We start from the raw sequence: 16644 nt of genomic DNA, 5'->3' as shown, positions 1-16644 counted from the left end.
CTTTCGTGTTTTCACACATTAAAACGTTCGTTTAGAAATGCATCAATATACGTAACTACCGTTTCAGGGCTTTCTTCAGATATTAAATGTCCTGTGGACTTAAGTGTATAAAAAACAGCATCAGGTAAGGCTGCTGCTAAGCGCTCTCCAGATTGAACGGGTAGAACGCGGTCGTTTTCTCCCCATAGGATTAAGGCAGGAATTTTAATGGCTTTATATTCACGCTCTGATAGATCTCCTTCCCGTTCACGAATGAGACGTTTTAACGAGTGATAAAATCTGCGATCTTTTAAAGGCTCGGCATAAATTTCTGCCTGCGCTTTCGTCACTAAAGATTCATCGTGAACAACAGTTTTTAAAACGGTGTAAGGATCTTTTTTTTGTACATAATTACGCAGCCAGAGCGTAAAAAAAGGGAAACGTGTCATCATCCGAAACAGCCGCGGGCTTTTTGGAAGCTCTGCTGAAGGTGCTAAAAGAATCATCCCTTTCAATCGCTGCGGTTGTTGGCGGGCAAGACGCAACACAACTTGACCGCCCATCGAGTGGCCGACAGCAATCACCGGACGATCTGCCGTTTTTTCAGCGATCAACTTCTCAAGGGTGCGTCCCATTTGATCATAAGAATGATGATACTTCATCCCTTTTTCACTTTGACCAAACCCGGGCAAATCCACTGCTAATACATCGCCATACGCCTGCAGTTTCGGTATGAGTGCTTGAAAGCTGAATGTTGTTGAAAATATACCGTGCACCAATAAAAAAACGAACCTCGGCGCCGCATCATGCGCCCCGAGGCTATCGTACCATTCCGTATGAAGCTTAACACCATCAATTTCAGCCAAAGCGGATCACCCTTTTCAACACATCGATGTTACGCAAAATCAAACGGCGTCTCTTGATAAACATAATAGTTCAACCAATTTGTAAACAACAGATTCGAATGAGCCCTCCAGCGAAGCGGCGGCTTTGTTAAAGCATCATTTTTAGGAAAATAATTTTCAGGAACGTCAGTTGCTAAGCCACGCTGTTGATCACGTTCGTACTCTTCCTTAAGTGTGAAAGCATCGTATTCGCTGTGACCTGTTACAAAAATCTGGCTGCCATCATCAGCTGCCGCGATATACACCCCAGCTTCTTCTGATTCGGCTAAAATATGCACACCTTCAGCTTGCTCTATATCTTCACGCCTTGTTTCTGTATAACGAGAGTGGGGAACGAAAAAGTAATCATCAAATCCGCGCATTAATTTTTCGTTTGTATTCGTCACATGATGGGAAAATACGCCGAACTGTTTTTTTGGCAGGCTGTGTTTTGGTACACCGTAATGGTAATACAACCCAGCTTGTGCGCCCCAGCAAATATGAAGAGTGCTCGTCACGTGAGAGCGGCTCCACTCCATAATCATTTTCAGCTCTTCCCAGTAATCAACATCTTCAAATGGGAGCTTTTCAACCGGCGCCCCTGTAATAATCATTCCATCAAATGTACGGCTTTGAACTTCATCAATCGTTTTATAAAAGGTCGATAAATGTTCACTTGATGTGTTTTTTGACTGGTGGGTATCCGGGTGAATAAATGAAACATCCAGCTGCAGTGGCGTGTTACCAAGCAACCGTAATATCTGTGTCTCTGTTTTTTGTTTTTCCGGCATTAAATTTAATATTAAAATCTTTAGTGGACGAATATCTTGTTGATAAGCACGGCTTTCGTTCATCACAAAGATATTTTCTTCCTGCAGAATATCTTTCGCCGGCAGATGGTCAGGTACTTTAATCGGCATTGCTGCTTCTCCTTTTCTTTGCTATGACTCAGCTCTTTTTGTCTAAATACATTACGAACGTCAACATAACAAAAAAGTGAAAAAATTTCAATTCGTTCGCTTCGATATTACGAATTTTTTCGTTCCTCCACTGCCTTTAACAATTGATCTGCTAATTGATCCGCTACCCGGTCGTCACCGAGTTGCTGATCTACACGTCCGTGCGTTTCATGATGAAAATCCGACCCTCCGGTACGCACAACGTGACGCTTCCTTTCTTGTTCAGCACTCGCAGCAATCCGGGTATAACGTTCGCGCTCTGCTACTGAATGGTCACGATGTTCGATTTCAATACCGTCAAGCCAACCTTCAAGCAGCCACTCATAAACATCTTCATCCATATTGTAGTGACCAGGGTGGGCAAGTACCACAACACCACCTGCATCGCGAATCATCGTAGCCATTTCCCAAGGAAGACGCTCTTTCGGCTTCGGAACAAAACATGGTGCCCCTTCACCTAAATAACGATGAAAAGCCTCGCTTACGCTAGAAACATACCCTTCTTCTATCAAAACTTTTGCAAGGTGTGGACGGCCTAGACTACCACTTTTTGATTGAAAAACTTGTGCTTCAGAAAACTCAAGACCTTCACGATGACAGGCTTCGATCATTTGCTGCATCCGCTCAAGCCGCTGCCGACGTTGCTCAGTTAATTCGTTTTGAAGCTGTTCATCATCAGGATTCATTCCGTAACCTAACACATGAATGCTACGGCCGCGCCAGCGCGAAGAAAGCTCAATTCCTGGAATACAAGTGATGCCAAGGTTTTTGGCTTCAGTAACCGCTTCCCAAATTCCATCGGTTGTATCGTGATCTGTTACAGCAACGTACTTCAAGCCGGCTTTTGCACACTTTCTCATAAGCTCAGATGGTGGGTAAGCTCCATCTGAAGCTGTAGTGTGCATATGTAAATCTGTATCCCGATAGGTCACTGTAAATTCCTCCATGCACGACACACACCGCCATTGATAAAGAAGCGAACAGGTCCTACCTGTCCGCCTCTGAAACAATCCATGCAGCTTGACCGCCTGCGGTGTGATCAGTGTAATTAAATTCGTAATAGTCCGCTGGATCGACCTCAAAAGCGATGGTGCCCCGGCGTTGGCCTTCAGGGCGTACTTGACCACCAATTAATCGTCGATCCCCATATGTTTCATCATACTCGTAGGCATATCCGTCTTCATCTACGAGCAGTGCATTAAATAATGAGATTTGTTGAATATCTTCATGTGGGTTGAAAAATGTAACATCAACAACCAAATAGGACTCATCCTCATCACCGGTTTCTTGATAAGCATCATTGACTGTAACGTTCAAACCTCCGATGCTGGCTGTTTCTCCAAGAGATAAAAGATGATCTGATGTTTGTGAGACGGCAGCAACGTCTTCTCCAAATGAACCTGAAGCATGATTAGACTGCATGAAAGTTCCGCTTAAAAAGCCGAGTAGAAATACAAGTCCAACGAGAACTCCGAGTTTTTTCTGCATCTTACCCCCCCTAATGCACCAAACCTTCATTCATTGACTAATTGTTCAACTGCTTCCACCAGCTGTCATAAACCGTGACCGGCGGCTGTCGCTTATGTTCCGTTCGTTCATAAAAACGAATAATTTTATCGTGAATTTCAGAAGGTACTGTTTTTCCTTCGAGAAAATCATCAATTTGGTCATATGTCATACCGAGCGCTTCCTCATCCGGCAGTGCAGGTTTATCTGATTCTAAATCAGCAGTTGGCTCTTTATGCCTTAGAAACTCTGGTGCATCTAAGGCTGCCAGTAATTCTTTGCCTTGGCGTTTGTTTAATCCAAATAACGGTGCTACATCGCAGGCACCATCTCCAAATTTGGTGAAAAAACCTGTGACAGCTTCAGCAGCATGATCCGTACCAACCACAAGGCTGGAAAACTCAGCAGCTAAATCATATTGGATCTTCATACGCTCGCGCGCTTTTGTATTACCTTTATTAAAGTCACTCATCTTCTGCCCAATTCCAGCTTCAAACGCTTTTTCGGCAGCATCAACAGCCGGTGCGATATCTATGTCAAATGAACGATCCGGCGCCAACCACTTCATCACAGCTGCAGCATCATCTTCGTCTACCTGCTCTCCGTAAGGAAGGCGGGCGGCTGTAAAGGCATAAGTTCCACCGGCTTCGTTTAATTCATTGACTGCCTGTTGTGCAAGTACGCCGGCAAGAGCTGAATCCTGTCCCCCGGAAATACCAAGCACAAAACCTTGAACATTTGCCGTTTTTGCATATGTTTTTAAAAAGTCAACACGTTTTCTTATTTCTTCTTCTACATAAATTGACGATTTAGCATCAAGCTCACGAATAATCTCATTTTGTGTTTTTCCCATGCCTCATCCTCCTTATCATCACTTATCAGCATGATCACCTTTACCTTTTATCTCCATGTTATAAACATGCGAGGTGCAAATATTAAACCGGTACATATGTGCTTCAAGCCCTTCAGCTTTTAAAATATCACACTGCCAATCACCGAAAAGATCAAAATGTGGGTACGGTGCCCGGTCATGTATCCATTGAGATTTTAATCCATATGCCTGCCCCCAGGCTACGAGTGCTTGCCGATCACTGCAGGCGGCTTTTGTGACGGTACGCATATTCGGAAACCGGTCATCGCGCCAGAAATGCGTGATAATTGCAATTTCACCGCGCTCTGCTTTTCTTTTCCAAGCGCTAAGCTCTTCTTTTGAAATTCCGAATGCCATCCTTTTCCTCCTGTGAAAACAACTACTCCACCTCTGCAGCAAGTTTAACTTTTTCATATACTTCGTGTAATTCAGGCATAACCCGGCGCAGAGGTTTCGGGCGAAAAGTGTCTTTATCTACACAGACATGGGTTGTTGTGCCGTCAACACAAACTGTTCCGCACGGTTTTTGTATAGTATATGCGTAAGACACCCGTAAACCATTATACCCTTGAATCCATGTGTATACATAAATGTCCTCACCGTAATGAGCCGGCTGCTTATAATTTAAATTCACCTCAGTAACAGGGGCTAGCAAACCTTTGTCTTCCATTTCTTTGTAAGAAAAACCAAGCTGGCGAAACAAATCTGAACGACCTAGTTCACACCAAACGAGATAGTTTGAGTGATGTACAACCCCCATTTGATCTGTTTCTGCATAACGTATTTCTATACGTGTTTCTGCTTTTGACATTTTTAGCCTCCTATACTGCGCTTTGTGAATGCTGAAAACGCAGCTTGAACATCTTCTTCAATTAAACGCTGCAACTGCTCACTGTCAACGTTTTGGTTAATTAAACGCAGTGCCTGCTGTTGAAACATTTCTTCACTCATATCCTGTGCAGATCGGGCATTGCCTTCCGGCGGTGAGGCATCGAATAACTGCTTTAACAGTGTAAACGCCTGATTACTTAAATAATAACCAGCGGATTCCGCTTTATATTGTACAATTTGAGCCAGTTCCTCAGCACTGTATGGCTGAAAATGAAACGTCTTTTTAAATCGCGAAGCAAGTCCCGGGTTCATTTTTAAGAGCTCCTGCATCGGTGCAGTATAACCTGCAAAAACAACAATTAATCGATCTTCATACTTTGTCATTTCTTCAACAAGTGTATCAATTGCTTCACGACCGAAGTCACCTGCGCCTTTCGCAGCCAAAGCATAAGCTTCATCAATAAATAAAACACCACCGAGCGCTTCGCGAACCTTTTTCTTTGTTTTAATGGCTGTTTGACCTGTATATCCTGCAACAAGGTCGGCACGTCCACACACAACAAGATGCCCTCGTTTTAACAAACCAAGATCTTTTAACAACCTTGCAAAAAGACGTGCAACCGTGGTTTTACCTGTTCCCGGGTCACCTACAAATAAAGAATGAAGCGCCATTGGCGCCGGCGGAAGCTGCTTTTGCCGCCTTTCATTTTGGATTTGAATAAAGGCATAAAGCTTTTTCATTTCTTCTTTTACTGAGCTTAAGCCGATGAGTGCATTAAGCTCTTCAAAAGGTTCATCCGCTCGTTCAGCTTCAGATATTTCTTCATAAACATCAGCTTCACTTAACACAGCATACGCATCAAGGTCCTCTTGCGCATGACCGCCAAGACGCGCTCCCTTTTGAAAGATCGCTTCTTGAATAATGTTGTGCACTGTGCGGGCATTACCGAAAGTTTCATCTACTTGGGCTTTTTCAATCCGTTCTTTGACAACCTTCATTGCTTGATCAGTTAAGTAAAAGTCATTTTCTGCAGCAATTTTCTCTGCAATCGATAACAACTCACTTAACGTGTAGTCGGGAAAGTGAAAATGATTACTTTCTGGAAAGCGGCTGCGTAAACCTGGATTGGCGTTTAAAAGTTGCTGCATTTCTTCAGGATAACCTGCAAGAAAAACCGCAAAAGTACCTCGGTATTCATCACTTGTCATCGCTGAAACAAGCGTATCAATTACGGCCTGTCCGTAGTCTGATTCAGATGCACCTTCACGCTTTAAGCTGTACGCTTCATCAATAAACAAAATGCCGCCTTGAGCTTCTTGAATTTTAGCCATCGTCTTCTCTTCTGTCTGACCAATATAGGCACCGATTAATTGAGAACGATCGGCTTCGACAACATGCTGCTTAGGTAGAAGGCCAAGTTCGAAATAAATTTCACCAAGCAGGCGAGCGACAATCGTTTTTCCAGTACCAGGACGTCCGGTTAACACCATATCGAGCTGAATGCCATCTTCAAGTAAAAAGCCTTTTTCCTTCCGCATCCGCTGATAATTTAAATAATGATACAGCTTTTCCACCCTTTTTTTAACATCCTGCAGACCAACCAACCGGTGCAGGCGCTTTAAAGGGCCTTCTTGATCACTGGTCTCACCTGCATCTTGTAAGTCTTCAAGCATCTCTTTACCTTCGGCGGCAAGCTTTTGCAGCTCATTTAAAGTTTCCTGTGGATAAAAAGAACCAACGGCTTGTGACAAGTAACTTTCAGCCGTATCCTGCAAGGCTTGAAAGTGCTCTTTTACTTTTTGTAGAGACACTTCACTGATATGCTCATCTTCAGAAAACTGCTCATGAATCAATGTACGAATCTGTTCTGCGGTTTGTTTCATTTCTTCTACTTTTTTACGACGCGCCGCCGCTTGATCTGTTGCCCGAAGTACCGGAAGGGTAAAAGCTTTAAATGTTTGAGTTAATTCCTCTTTTAACCAATACTGCTTTAATGCACGAAGCCCTGAATGATTTTCATTTAACTGAAGACCCTGATCAATCCACGTTTTTGCTAATGGGTCAAGGCGCCCTAAGTGATGCAGACGCTTTTGAGCTAATAAGTAATAAAGCATTAACAGCTGCTTTTGATCTTCTTGATTTGAATCATCAAGCATTTGAACGTACTCACGCGCACGTTCTGGATCAAATGAAGCAATATCTTTCTCCCATGCTTCTAAATCAAGCGTCCGCTGTTGCGCTGTATCGTTGTTTGTCACAAAGATCCTCCTTAAGCTTTCTTTAACGATGATTTAAAGTACCCTTTTTCATCCTGCATGACGTTTGGTTGTTAAAGCAGTCTGCTTTGTTCCTTGTTTCTTTTTAAAGGTAATTGCACAAGCAGCACCGATGGCTGTTCCTGTTGTATTTAAGATCACATCATCAACATTTGCGACGCGGTACGTAAATAAAAATTGAGTGATTTCAATAAAGAGCGAGAAAAAAGCTCCGCACATCATCACCGACAACCATGGTTTTGCACGCCGCCATAAAAATGCAAGTAAAAAGCCAAACGGCATAAACAAAACAACGTTACCAACTAAAATGCGGATTGGAGAACTCCAGTCCGGACTAAACATAAGAATGCGGTAAATGCTGTGCAGCGGCGTTAAATTATAATTTCTTCCACCCGGCCCGCCAGCATTCAGCGATGCCCCGTAATTCCAAGCAAAAAGTGTAACATACAGCATCAACGCTGTATAAAGAAAAAAAGCAGCTGTAATTAACCAAGTTTGTTTTGAAGCTGCTTGTGGTTTTATGTGATAACGAATAACCAACACATCCTCAAACGTAACGATTCTTATTCTATTATGTTTAGGTTTTCATATTTTCGCAAGTCTTGAGGTAACCTTTCTTACTACCATAGAAAAAACCGACAGAAGACGTTGATCGTCTGCCGGCTTAACAACTGTCCTCTCATCAACGCTGACGCATCCACTTCGCCTCTAAGCGCTCATCAATCTGCTCAAGCAAATCAGCATTTTTTACAATCTCCTGCTTGTTTGCTTGAATCAGCACATCCAGCTGCTCTTTTCGTTTTTGTTTCATTATGAGCCACCTCCTCATTCCAGTTTAGCCCGATGTTTAAATTTTAAACGCCGCTATGCCGTTCTGTGCGTTCACTCTTTTTCACTAATATACCACTCACCAGCTTCATTCACTGTACAGAGAAAGATGCGTGAAGCTGATTCATACCCTTTTTCACTTAATTTTTGAAAGAATTGATCGATACTTCCCCAAGACTCAATATTTTTTTGAATAATGTGACCATCAGCAATCATAACACTTGGATATCCTTTAGCTGCTGGATTGAGGTGAGTATCCATTGGTGTCAGTGGTTCAAACTTCGTCTTTTTAATAACACTTAATTGTCCATTTGGTTCCAAAACCGCATAATCAACTTCATTTAAATCAGAGGCGCTTTGCAGCCGGAGGTCGCTTAAAAGTTGATCTGTCGTCATTTTTGCTTTCTTTAATTCTGTATGAATAATTTTACCGTGCTTTAAAACAATTAAAGGCTCTTCTTCAACCACACGGCGGAACTTAGGTAAGTGAAGCGAAGAAACAGTTAATCCCCAGTGTAATGCAGCAATTAATAAAGCTGCAGCCATAGGGCCTGCTAGTGGTAAATCACCGCTTGACAACGGTTCACCTACCACATCACCAATAATAACCCCAAAAATAAAATCAAGTGGATCTAAGGTGCCGATCGACCGCTGACCAAGCACTTTAACCATCAAGAAAATATAAACGTAAATAATCGCAGCCCGAACGACAAACCCCCAAATAGCTAAATCTTCAGCACCCGTCCAAAAATCCACATCACCCCTCCTTTACTGTTGCTGGATTGTTGTTTTACTTTTTGCTGTTATTTTTGATTTATACACTAATACGGTACGTGAAATTTTAATTTATGCTATAAAAAAGCCCCGGATGAGCCCGGGGCTTTTTTATACGTTTTATGCGTTCTTTTCAGCGCGGTCTTCTGCCAATTTGTTACGAAGCACCATCGGCAAAATACCACCATGACGATAGTAATCAATCTCAACATCACTGTCAAAGCGAACTTTAACGTCAAAAGTTGTTTTGTTGCCATCTTCATCTGTAGCTGTAACTGTTACAAGATCATGTGGCTTAACGTTGTTATCGATGTCCACATGGAACGTTTCTTTACCAGTTAAGCCATGGGTATCAGCGCTTTCGCCTTCTTGGAACTGAAGCGGAAGAACGCCCATAAGCGCAAGGTTACTGCGGTGAATACGCTCAAAGCTCTGTGCAATAACTGTTTTAATGCCTAGCAAAGTTGTACCTTTTGCGGCCCAGTCACGGGAGCTTCCCATACCGTAATCATGACCAGCCATAACGAGAAGCCCAGTGTTATCTTCTTTATAACGCATTGCAGCATCATAAATTGAAGTCACTTCTCCGGTAGGCCAGTACGTCGTATATCCACCTTCAGTACCTGGAGCAAGCAAGTTTTTAATACGGATATTCGCAAACGTTCCACGCATCATAACTTCATGGTTTCCGCGGCGTGAACCGTAAGAGTTAAACTGGGACGGCCGTAAACCTTTGCTCATCAAGTACTCGCCTGCAGGGCTGTCTTTTGCGATTGAACCAGCCGGTGAAATATGGTCTGTCGTTACAGAGTCACCAAACTTAGCTACAGCGCGCAGCTCTGAAAGCTTTTCGATATCCTTCGGCTCTTCGGCCATATTTTCGAAAAACGGTGGATTTTGAATGTAAGTTGATTCATCATCCCAGCTGTAAAGCTCGGCGTTGTCTTCAGACTGAAGCGCATTCCAGCGTTCGTTATCATCAAACACACGCTCATATTCTTTCTTAAACAGCTCTGGTGAAACGTTCTCTTCCATGAACTGCTGAACTTCTGTGGATGTCGGCCAAAGATCATTGAAGTAAACATCTTTACCATCTTTATCTTTACCGAATGAATCGTTTACCATATCAAAGTTCACATTACCTGCCAGCGCATAAGCGACTACAAGTGGTGGTGAAGCAAGGTAGTTTGCTTTCACAAGCGGGTGAATCCGTCCTTCAAAGTTCCGGTTTCCGCTTAATACAGAAGAAACAAGCATATCGTTGTCTGAGATTGCTTTTTCTACTTCTTCTGGGAGCGGACCACTGTTACCGATACAAGTTGTGCAGCCATACCCAACAAGGTTAAAGCCTAGCTGCTCCAAATAAGGCATTAAACCGGAGTCTTCCAGATAGCTTGTTACAACTTTTGAACCTGGTGCTAAAGAAGTCTTTACATAAGCCGGAACGTCTAGTCCAAGCTCAACCGCTTTTTTCGCCATAAGTCCTGCACCTAGCATTACGGAAGGGTTGGACGTGTTTGTACAGCTTGTGATCGCCGCAATGGTGACCGCACCAGTGGAAAGTTTGGAGGTTTCACCGTCTGGGTGCTCAACAACCACTGATTTATCGATGTCTTCAGGCGCCATGCCAAACCCTTGATTACCAACAGGGGCAGAGAGGGCTTTTTTAAACTCTTCCTGCATATTTTTTAAAGTGATCAAGTCTTGTGGACGTTTTGGACCTGATAAGCTTGGTTCAAGCTCGGACAAGTTCAGTTCTACAACCTCAGTGAATTCAGGGTCCTCACTGTCCTCTCCGTAAAAGAGACCGTTCGCTTTGCAATATTCTCTTACAAGTTCAATTTGCTCTTCACTACGGCCGGTTAGGCGCATGTAGCTAAGAGACTCTTCATCAACCGGGAAGAAACCACATGTCGCACCATACTCGGGCGCCATGTTTGAAATCGTCGCACGGTCGGCCAAGGACATATCCTTAAGACCAGGCCCGAAGAATTCTACAAATTTACCAACAACGTTATGCTCGCGCAGTACTTGTGTAACTTTAAGCGCAAGGTCGGTTGCTGTTGCACCGCTTGGCATTTCCCCTGTAAATTTCATGCCAATAACTTCAGGCGCAGGGAAGTAAGAAGGCTGCTTCAACATGCCTGCTTCTGCTTCAATACCACCAACACCCCAGCCAAGAACACCGAGACCGTTAATCATTGTTGTATGAGAATCTGTACCTACAAGCGTATCCGGATAAGCAAACGTCTCACCGTTTTCTTCTTTTGTATGGACAACATTTGCCAAATACTCAAGGTTTACTTGGTGGACGATCCCTGTTGCAGGCGGCACCGCGCGGTAGTTATCAAAGGCTTGTGTCGCCCAGCTTAGCAGTTTGTAACGCTCTTCATTACGTTCAAACTCAAGATCCATATTACGCTTTAGCGAGTCTTCTGTACCGAAACGGTCAACTTGTACCGAGTGGTCTACAACTAGATCAGATGGGATGGCCGGGTCAATTTTCGCAGCATCTCCGCCCATATCAGCCATTGCTTTACGTAAAGACGCCAAGTCAACCACTGCTGGAACGCCTGTAAAGTCTTGCAGAATAACACGTGATGGCTTAAATGGCACGTCTTCTTTCGCCCCTTCAGCAGTTCCCCACTTGGCAAGGCTTTCGACGTGTTCTTTTTTAATCACTTTACCATCGTACTGACGCAGTACAGATTCAAGCAGCACCTTAATGGAATAAGGCAGACGTGATACGTTAGCGATCCCTTGCTCCTCTAAAGCCTGCAAGTCGTAATACTTAATCGTTTGACCATTAACATTCAGTGTCTTTTCAGACTGAAAAACATCATTCACTTCTGTCATATGTATTCCCTCCCTTTAGTACTATCATATAACAACCCGGAAATTTTGTCGACGATATCGCTTTCAAACGAAACTGTTACACCAACAACTGAACCGAGCTACGTCTCTTATAGAATAGCAAATCTTTCAAAAAATATAAATGGTTCTGCAAATTTTTCCGTACAACCCTTGCCTACGGGAAAGCAGCAGCTGCGTCTTCAATTTCGTCAAGAGCAATCGTCCGTAAATCGAGACAAACCCAGCCGTCCTGTATTCGAGCAATGACAGCTGGATCGGATTGAAGACGAATCGTACGTTCAAGTTCAGCTGCTGTTACTGATTCTTTAGCTACACATACGCCAAAACTATTAAGCTCAACTTCCGGCATCGTGCCGCCTCCAACTTGTGATTTCACCGGATATACCTCCGTTTTATAATGCTTTGCCTGTAGTTTGTCCGCTAATAACAGCGCTCGCTCATAAACGACATCAGCAGGTTCAATAACATCCCTGACAGCCGGTAGTGCCTTAGCGGTCTCCTCGCTTATGTAAGCTTTCAATGTCTCATCAAGAGCAGCGAAGGTCATTTTGTCCACCCGGAGAACGCGGGCGAGCTGGTGTTTTTTTAGCTGATCAATAAGTGATTTTTTACCTGCAATGATACCGGCCTGCGGGCCGCCAAGCAGCTTGTCGCCGGAAAAAGTGATTAAATCAGCACCACTTTTAACCGCTTGCTGTACTGTTGGCTCTTGACCGATATGTTCTTTAGAGAAGTCGTACATAACGCCGCTTCCTAAATCTTCAAACAGTAAAATGTCCTCGCGTCCGTTCATTTCTTGAATCGTTTCACTAGATACACTTTGTGTGAACCCCTGCATATAAAAATTGCTTGTGTGGACTTTCATCACCATAGCTGTTTCTTCATTTAACGCTCGCTCATAATCGTAAAGGTGCGTTTTATTTGTCGTGCCGACTTCAACGAGTTGTGCCCCGCTCTCTTCCATGATCGAGGAAACCCGAAATGATCCGCCGATTTCAACAAGTTCACCACGTGAAACAATGACTTTGCGTCCGGACGCAAAAGCTTGTAAAACAAAATAAACTGCTGCAGCGTTGTTGTTTACGACCATCGCACTTTCTGCACCAGTTAAGGTGGTTAACCGGTCTTCAACAACTTTTTGTCGTGAACCGCGCTCGCCTGTCTCTTTATTGTATTCAATTGTTGAGTACCGCCGCCCGGCTTCTTTTGCAGCTTCTGCAGCTTCATCACTCAACCTTGCTCGGCCGAGGTTGGTATGAAGCACCGTGCCCGTAGCATTGATTACCTGTTCTAAGCGTGGCTTCTGCCAGGTTAATACACGCGCTGTTAAACGGTGGAGTATGTCATCAATCAATGCTTGTTTTTCAGGTTGAACACTGAACTTGCCTGTACGTATATGGTTACGCATACGCTCAACTTCTTCACGAAGCCAGTTTGTCAACCGAACCTCATCCAGCCCTTCACTTTTAAGGACTTCGTAGTTTTCATGTTTTTGCACCTCATCAATGGATGGAAGTGCCCGGAACCATTCGTTATGCATGTCAGATATCCCCTTCTGATTCATGTCTTCATGTTGATCAAATTGATCAAGCACCTGCTCGCAAATAGCCACAGGTGCTTAAACCGCTAGAAATGACACAACAGAAAAGAAACCTGGCGTTTATCAAGCGTTCATGAACGGATACGCTGTTGTTAGTAACATTTATGTTACATTTTTGTTAAACTGCACTGTTCACTAATTGTCTGAATGAGCGTTTCTTCATCAGGAAATGAACCTTCTTGCAGTTTAGAGTATACAAGTTCATCATTAACTTTGACTTCAAACGCTCCACCGGAACTTGACTGCAGGTCAACATTTGTAACTTGTCCGCGAAATTGCTGAAATAGTTGATCCGTGAAACTCACGGCTTTTGGTGCATAATTTCACTGCATGCAAAACTGGATGGTTACATTAATACTCATGACGCTCACTCCTTTAATTATTATTAGGTGAACACCTTTATTTTAAGGTTTTATTTGCAGGTTCGCAAATCAGGAGATTATACTTAAGAAGTATCAAGTAACAGGAGGTGGCATGATTGAAAGAGCGTGAAGAAATTCGTTTAACACAGCTGTCTTCAAAAGCCGGCTGAGGATGCAAAATTGGTCCTGAGGACTTGGCGCAAGTTTTGCGCTTTTTACCAGAAAAATCCCACGATCCTAATTTACTCGTAGGCACAAGCCATGCCGATGATGGCGGCGTTTATAAACTAACTGACGATTTAGCGATTGTGCAGAGCGTCGATTATTTCACACCTATTGTTGATGACCCGTATAAATTCGGGGAAATTGCCGCTGCCAACGCCTTGAGCGATATTTACGCCATGGGCGGCACACCTAAAACCGCTTTAAACATTGTTGGGTATCCCATTAAAGAGCTGCCTGAAGAACTGCTTGGGCAGATGCTTGCCGGTATGGCTGCGAAAACGGAAGAAGCTGGTGCAGCTGTCGCCGGCGGCCATTCAATCGATGACGCTGAGCCTAAACTCGGTTTGTCAGCGACAGGGGTGGTTCACCCGGACAGAATCTTTAAAAATGGCGGTGCCCAACCTGGAGATAAGCTCGTCATAACTAAACCAATCGGGGCCGGCATTTTAACGACTGCGATCAAGCGTGATCAAGCTTCTTCAGAGGAAATTGAAGCTGTAACCGAAACGATGGCAGCGTTAAATAAAACAGCCGCTGAAAAGCTTCACGATTATCATCCGTCCGCTGTAACAGATGTGACCGGCTTTGGTCTGCTCGGACACGGCTTTGAAATGGCAGAAGCAAGTAACGTCACCCTTAGCTTTACAGCGAGTGCGGTGCCTGAACTCCCAGGGGCTCGCCGCCTTGCTGAAGAAGGTATGGTACCCGGTGGTTCTAAAGCAAACCTTTCCTGGCTTAACGACGTTATTACTTGGTCAAGTGATGTGAGCGAGTTAACGCAAACAATGCTTACAGATGCAATCACTTCAGGCGGCTTACTCGTTAGCCTTCCACAAGAAGAAACGGAAGCTTATATTCAAGACATGAAAAACGCAGGAGAAACCGCCGTCGTTATCGGAGAAGTAACCGAACTCCAAGAAACATCCATCGTTGTAAACCAATAACAAAAAGAAGGCGGTCCTGCATTGAGGGCCGCCTTTTCTTATCAATCATTTTTCAAGTCAAACCGCTACAAGCAAGTCGAATCAAAGTCGCATTTCTTCACTTATGGACAAATGCTCACCGCAAAGTAAAGTCAGCCACAATTTTTCTACACCGTTGTTTTCATTGATTGATGAATCACAATTACACTTGTTGTTCTGTTGCATATATTAATTGATACACGTCATCTGTCAATTCTTCCGGCGGCCCGTCAAATACAACATGACCTTCTTTCATCCCAATAATCCTTGTGCCGAATGTTTTGGCAAGATGGACATCGTGTACGTTAATAAACGTTAAAGTGTCGTTTTCTTCATGCAGCTGTTTTAAAAGTTGAAATACCTCATTTGCGGTACTTGGGTCGAGACTTGCTACAGGCTCGTCACCTAAAAAAATATCCGGTTGCTGCATCAATGCTCTTGAGATTGCCACCCGCTGCTTTTGACCACCAGAGAGGGCTTCAACACGTCGGTTTTTAAACGGAAGGAGCCCGGTCGCTTCAAGGGTTTGTAAAGCCAAGTCCTTTTCCGCTTTCGTAAACCGCCCTAGTAAATTATGAATCGGCTTTTTCCGGCCGAAAGCTCCTGTTAATACGTTTTGCAGCACTGATAAGCGCGGAATAAGGTGAAAGTGTTGAAAAATCATTCCCATTCGAGCACGCTCCTGCCGCTGTTCTTCCTCACTCATATCATGAAGGCTCTGTTTATCCACATAAATCGTACCACTTGTTAGCGGCTGAAGAGCGTTAAACGTTCGAATCAACGTTGACTTTCCTGCTCCGCTGCGGCCGAGGATACACACAAACTCTCCCCGCTGAAATGTTAAGCTTAATTCGTTTACAGCAGGCTGTTCTGTTCCTGGATACTGAACAGTTGCTTTGTTCATTTCAATCATGTTTATCCCTACCTTTAAATCACACGTTTGCGCACAAACGAACCTAAAAAGTCAACTGCTAGTACAAGCACCATTATGACGACGATCGCAACAGCAACACCTTCATAGTTGTAAGAATTAAAGTCATTGTATAAGCGCTGTCCGATACCGCCACCGCCAATAATTCCGAGGACTAAAGAAGTACGGATCGCGACTTCAAAACGGTAAAAATAATGAGACAACACATTCGGCCAAATTTGCGGAATAATTGCAAACAGCTGTGCAATCCGCCGAGTCGCTCCTGTTGCTTTCATCGCCTCCTGCGGCCCGTCTTCTGCAGCTTCAATTAATTCGGAGATTAACTTACCAAGCACTCCGATATTATGCAGTAAAATCGCTAAAACTGCAGCAAACGGCCCGAGACCTAGGGCGACAACAAAAACCATGCCAAATACAATTTCTGGTACAGCACGTAAAAATGTAAAGCCTGACCGACTGAATGCAAACTGCCAACGAGCAGGGCTTGTATTTCTCGCCGCAAAAAAACTAAGCGGTAAAACGAAAACCAATGCCAGAAACGTGCCTAAAAATGCCATGCCGAGTGTGACAACACTGTCTTGTAAATACACTGGAAGGTTCGCCCAATGGTGTGCTTCCGGTGTGAAGTTGTTGATCACAAATTCGACCGCATTTGATAAATTCATTAAATTTGTAAGCTCAAAGTTCGTGACTCTCATGCTGAGCCAAACGGCAACAACTAAAATTACGGCATAAATAATAAAACGTCGCGGATACCACATAGCTGCACCTCGTAATTACT

The 16644-nt window shown here is 43.8% G+C and carries 16 protein-coding genes and 1 pseudogene; 1 reads left to right on the top strand and 16 read right to left on the bottom strand.

Features of this window, described 5'->3' with window-relative positions:
* Positions 1-11: 11 nt before the first annotated feature.
* The 14 genes and pseudogenes from B0H94_RS01225 to B0H94_RS01160 form a co-directional block, all read right to left on the bottom strand.
* On the bottom strand, positions 12-845 hold the full coding sequence (locus B0H94_RS01225) for an alpha/beta fold hydrolase (RefSeq protein ID WP_106587405.1): 834 nt from the start codon (positions 843-845) through the stop codon (positions 12-14).
* 29 nt (positions 846-874) lie between these two features.
* Positions 875-1783, bottom strand: coding sequence for a homoserine O-acetyltransferase MetA (gene metA, locus B0H94_RS01220; RefSeq protein ID WP_106587404.1), 909 nt, complete (start codon positions 1781-1783; stop codon positions 875-877).
* A 107-nt stretch (positions 1784-1890) separates the two neighbouring features.
* Positions 1891-2754 (bottom strand): PHP domain-containing protein, encoded by an 864-nt coding sequence (locus tag B0H94_RS01215; protein ID WP_181315192.1) that lies wholly within the window; start codon positions 2752-2754, stop codon positions 1891-1893.
* Positions 2755-2809: 55 nt separating this feature from the next.
* The gene (locus B0H94_RS01210) at positions 2810-3310 is read right to left on the bottom strand and encodes a DUF4352 domain-containing protein (RefSeq protein WP_181315191.1); all 501 of its coding nucleotides are present in this window, start codon (positions 3308-3310) and stop codon (positions 2810-2812) included.
* Positions 3311-3347: 37 nt separating this feature from the next.
* Positions 3348-4181 (bottom strand): ammonia-dependent NAD(+) synthetase, encoded by an 834-nt coding sequence (gene nadE, locus B0H94_RS01205; RefSeq protein WP_106587401.1) that lies wholly within the window; start codon positions 4179-4181, stop codon positions 3348-3350.
* An 18-nt stretch (positions 4182-4199) separates the two neighbouring features.
* The gene (locus B0H94_RS01200) at positions 4200-4556 is read right to left on the bottom strand and encodes a hypothetical protein (RefSeq protein WP_106587400.1); all 357 of its coding nucleotides are present in this window, start codon (positions 4554-4556) and stop codon (positions 4200-4202) included.
* A 22-nt stretch (positions 4557-4578) separates the two neighbouring features.
* A complete protein-coding gene (locus B0H94_RS01195) occupies positions 4579-5010 on the bottom strand; it encodes an acyl-CoA thioesterase (protein ID WP_106587399.1) in 432 nt (143 codons plus the stop codon).
* Between the two features lie 2 nt (positions 5011-5012).
* Positions 5013-7289: an AAA family ATPase gene (locus B0H94_RS01190; RefSeq protein ID WP_106587398.1), complete on the bottom strand. Its 2277-nt coding sequence runs from the start codon at positions 7287-7289 to the stop codon at positions 5013-5015.
* 48 nt (positions 7290-7337) lie between these two features.
* The gene (locus tag B0H94_RS01185) at positions 7338-7847 is read right to left on the bottom strand and encodes a VanZ family protein (protein WP_245893860.1); all 510 of its coding nucleotides are present in this window, start codon (positions 7845-7847) and stop codon (positions 7338-7340) included.
* Positions 7848-7989: 142 nt separating this feature from the next.
* On the bottom strand, positions 7990-8118 hold the full coding sequence (locus B0H94_RS01180; RefSeq protein ID WP_146139896.1) for an FbpB family small basic protein: 129 nt from the start codon (positions 8116-8118) through the stop codon (positions 7990-7992).
* Between the two features lie 71 nt (positions 8119-8189).
* Entirely contained in the window at positions 8190-8891 is a 702-nt protein-coding gene (locus B0H94_RS01175) for a DUF421 domain-containing protein (RefSeq protein ID WP_106587396.1), read from the bottom strand.
* Between the two features lie 138 nt (positions 8892-9029).
* Positions 9030-11765, bottom strand: a complete 2736-nt coding sequence (gene acnA, locus B0H94_RS01170) for an aconitate hydratase AcnA (RefSeq protein WP_106587395.1) — start codon at positions 11763-11765, stop codon at positions 9030-9032.
* 172 nt (positions 11766-11937) lie between these two features.
* Positions 11938-13323, bottom strand: coding sequence for an L-seryl-tRNA(Sec) selenium transferase (gene selA / locus B0H94_RS01165; RefSeq protein ID WP_106587394.1), 1386 nt, complete (start codon positions 13321-13323; stop codon positions 11938-11940).
* A 167-nt stretch (positions 13324-13490) separates the two neighbouring features.
* Positions 13491-13694: pseudogene (locus B0H94_RS01160) on the bottom strand (Rdx family protein); the annotation flags it as partial.
* 167 nt (positions 13695-13861) lie between these two features.
* Between B0H94_RS01160 and selD the strand changes: the two are divergent.
* Positions 13862-14914, top strand: coding sequence for a selenide, water dikinase SelD (selD, locus tag B0H94_RS01155; RefSeq protein WP_106587392.1), 1053 nt, complete (start codon positions 13862-13864; stop codon positions 14912-14914).
* Positions 14915-15095: 181 nt separating this feature from the next.
* Here the strand turns inward: selD and phnC are convergent, their stop codons facing one another.
* The gene (gene phnC, locus B0H94_RS01150; RefSeq protein ID WP_106587391.1) at positions 15096-15845 is read right to left on the bottom strand and encodes a phosphonate ABC transporter ATP-binding protein; all 750 of its coding nucleotides are present in this window, start codon (positions 15843-15845) and stop codon (positions 15096-15098) included.
* 14 nt (positions 15846-15859) lie between these two features.
* A complete protein-coding gene (gene phnE / locus B0H94_RS01145; RefSeq protein WP_106587390.1) occupies positions 15860-16624 on the bottom strand; it encodes a phosphonate ABC transporter, permease protein PhnE in 765 nt (254 codons plus the stop codon).
* Positions 16625-16644 lie beyond the last annotated feature (20 nt).

This window comes from Salsuginibacillus halophilus (assembly GCF_003014715.1).
Taxonomy (GTDB): Bacteria; Bacillota; Bacilli; order Bacillales; family Marinococcaceae; genus Salsuginibacillus; species Salsuginibacillus halophilus.
The sequence above is the reverse complement of the archived record's forward strand: the minus strand, read 5'-3'. Positions and strand labels throughout refer to the sequence as shown.

Bases quoted from the DNA above. Each gene is read 5' to 3' on its own strand.
- phnC (WP_106587391.1), bottom strand. From the start codon at position 15,845: ATGATTGAAATGAACAAAGCAACTGTTCAGTATCCAGGAACAGAACAG.
- B0H94_RS01210 (WP_181315191.1), bottom strand. From the start codon at position 3,310: ATGCAGAAAAAACTCGGAGTTCTCGTTGGACTTGTATTTCTACTCGGC.
- phnE (WP_106587390.1), bottom strand. From the start codon at position 16,624: ATGTGGTATCCGCGACGTTTTATTATTTATGCCGTAATTTTAGTTGTT.
- metA (WP_106587404.1), bottom strand. From the start codon at position 1,783: ATGCCGATTAAAGTACCTGACCATCTGCCGGCGAAAGATATTCTGCAG.
- B0H94_RS01180 (WP_146139896.1), bottom strand. From the start codon at position 8,118: ATGAAACAAAAACGAAAAGAGCAGCTGGATGTGCTGATTCAAGCAAAC.
- B0H94_RS01200 (WP_106587400.1), bottom strand. From the start codon at position 4,556: ATGGCATTCGGAATTTCAAAAGAAGAGCTTAGCGCTTGGAAAAGAAAA.
- nadE (WP_106587401.1), bottom strand. From the start codon at position 4,181: ATGGGAAAAACACAAAATGAGATTATTCGTGAGCTTGATGCTAAATCG.
- selA (WP_106587394.1), bottom strand. From the start codon at position 13,323: ATGCATAACGAATGGTTCCGGGCACTTCCATCCATTGATGAGGTGCAA.
- acnA (WP_106587395.1), bottom strand. From the start codon at position 11,765: ATGACAGAAGTGAATGATGTTTTTCAGTCTGAAAAGACACTGAATGTT.
- B0H94_RS01195 (WP_106587399.1), bottom strand. From the start codon at position 5,010: ATGTCAAAAGCAGAAACACGTATAGAAATACGTTATGCAGAAACAGAT.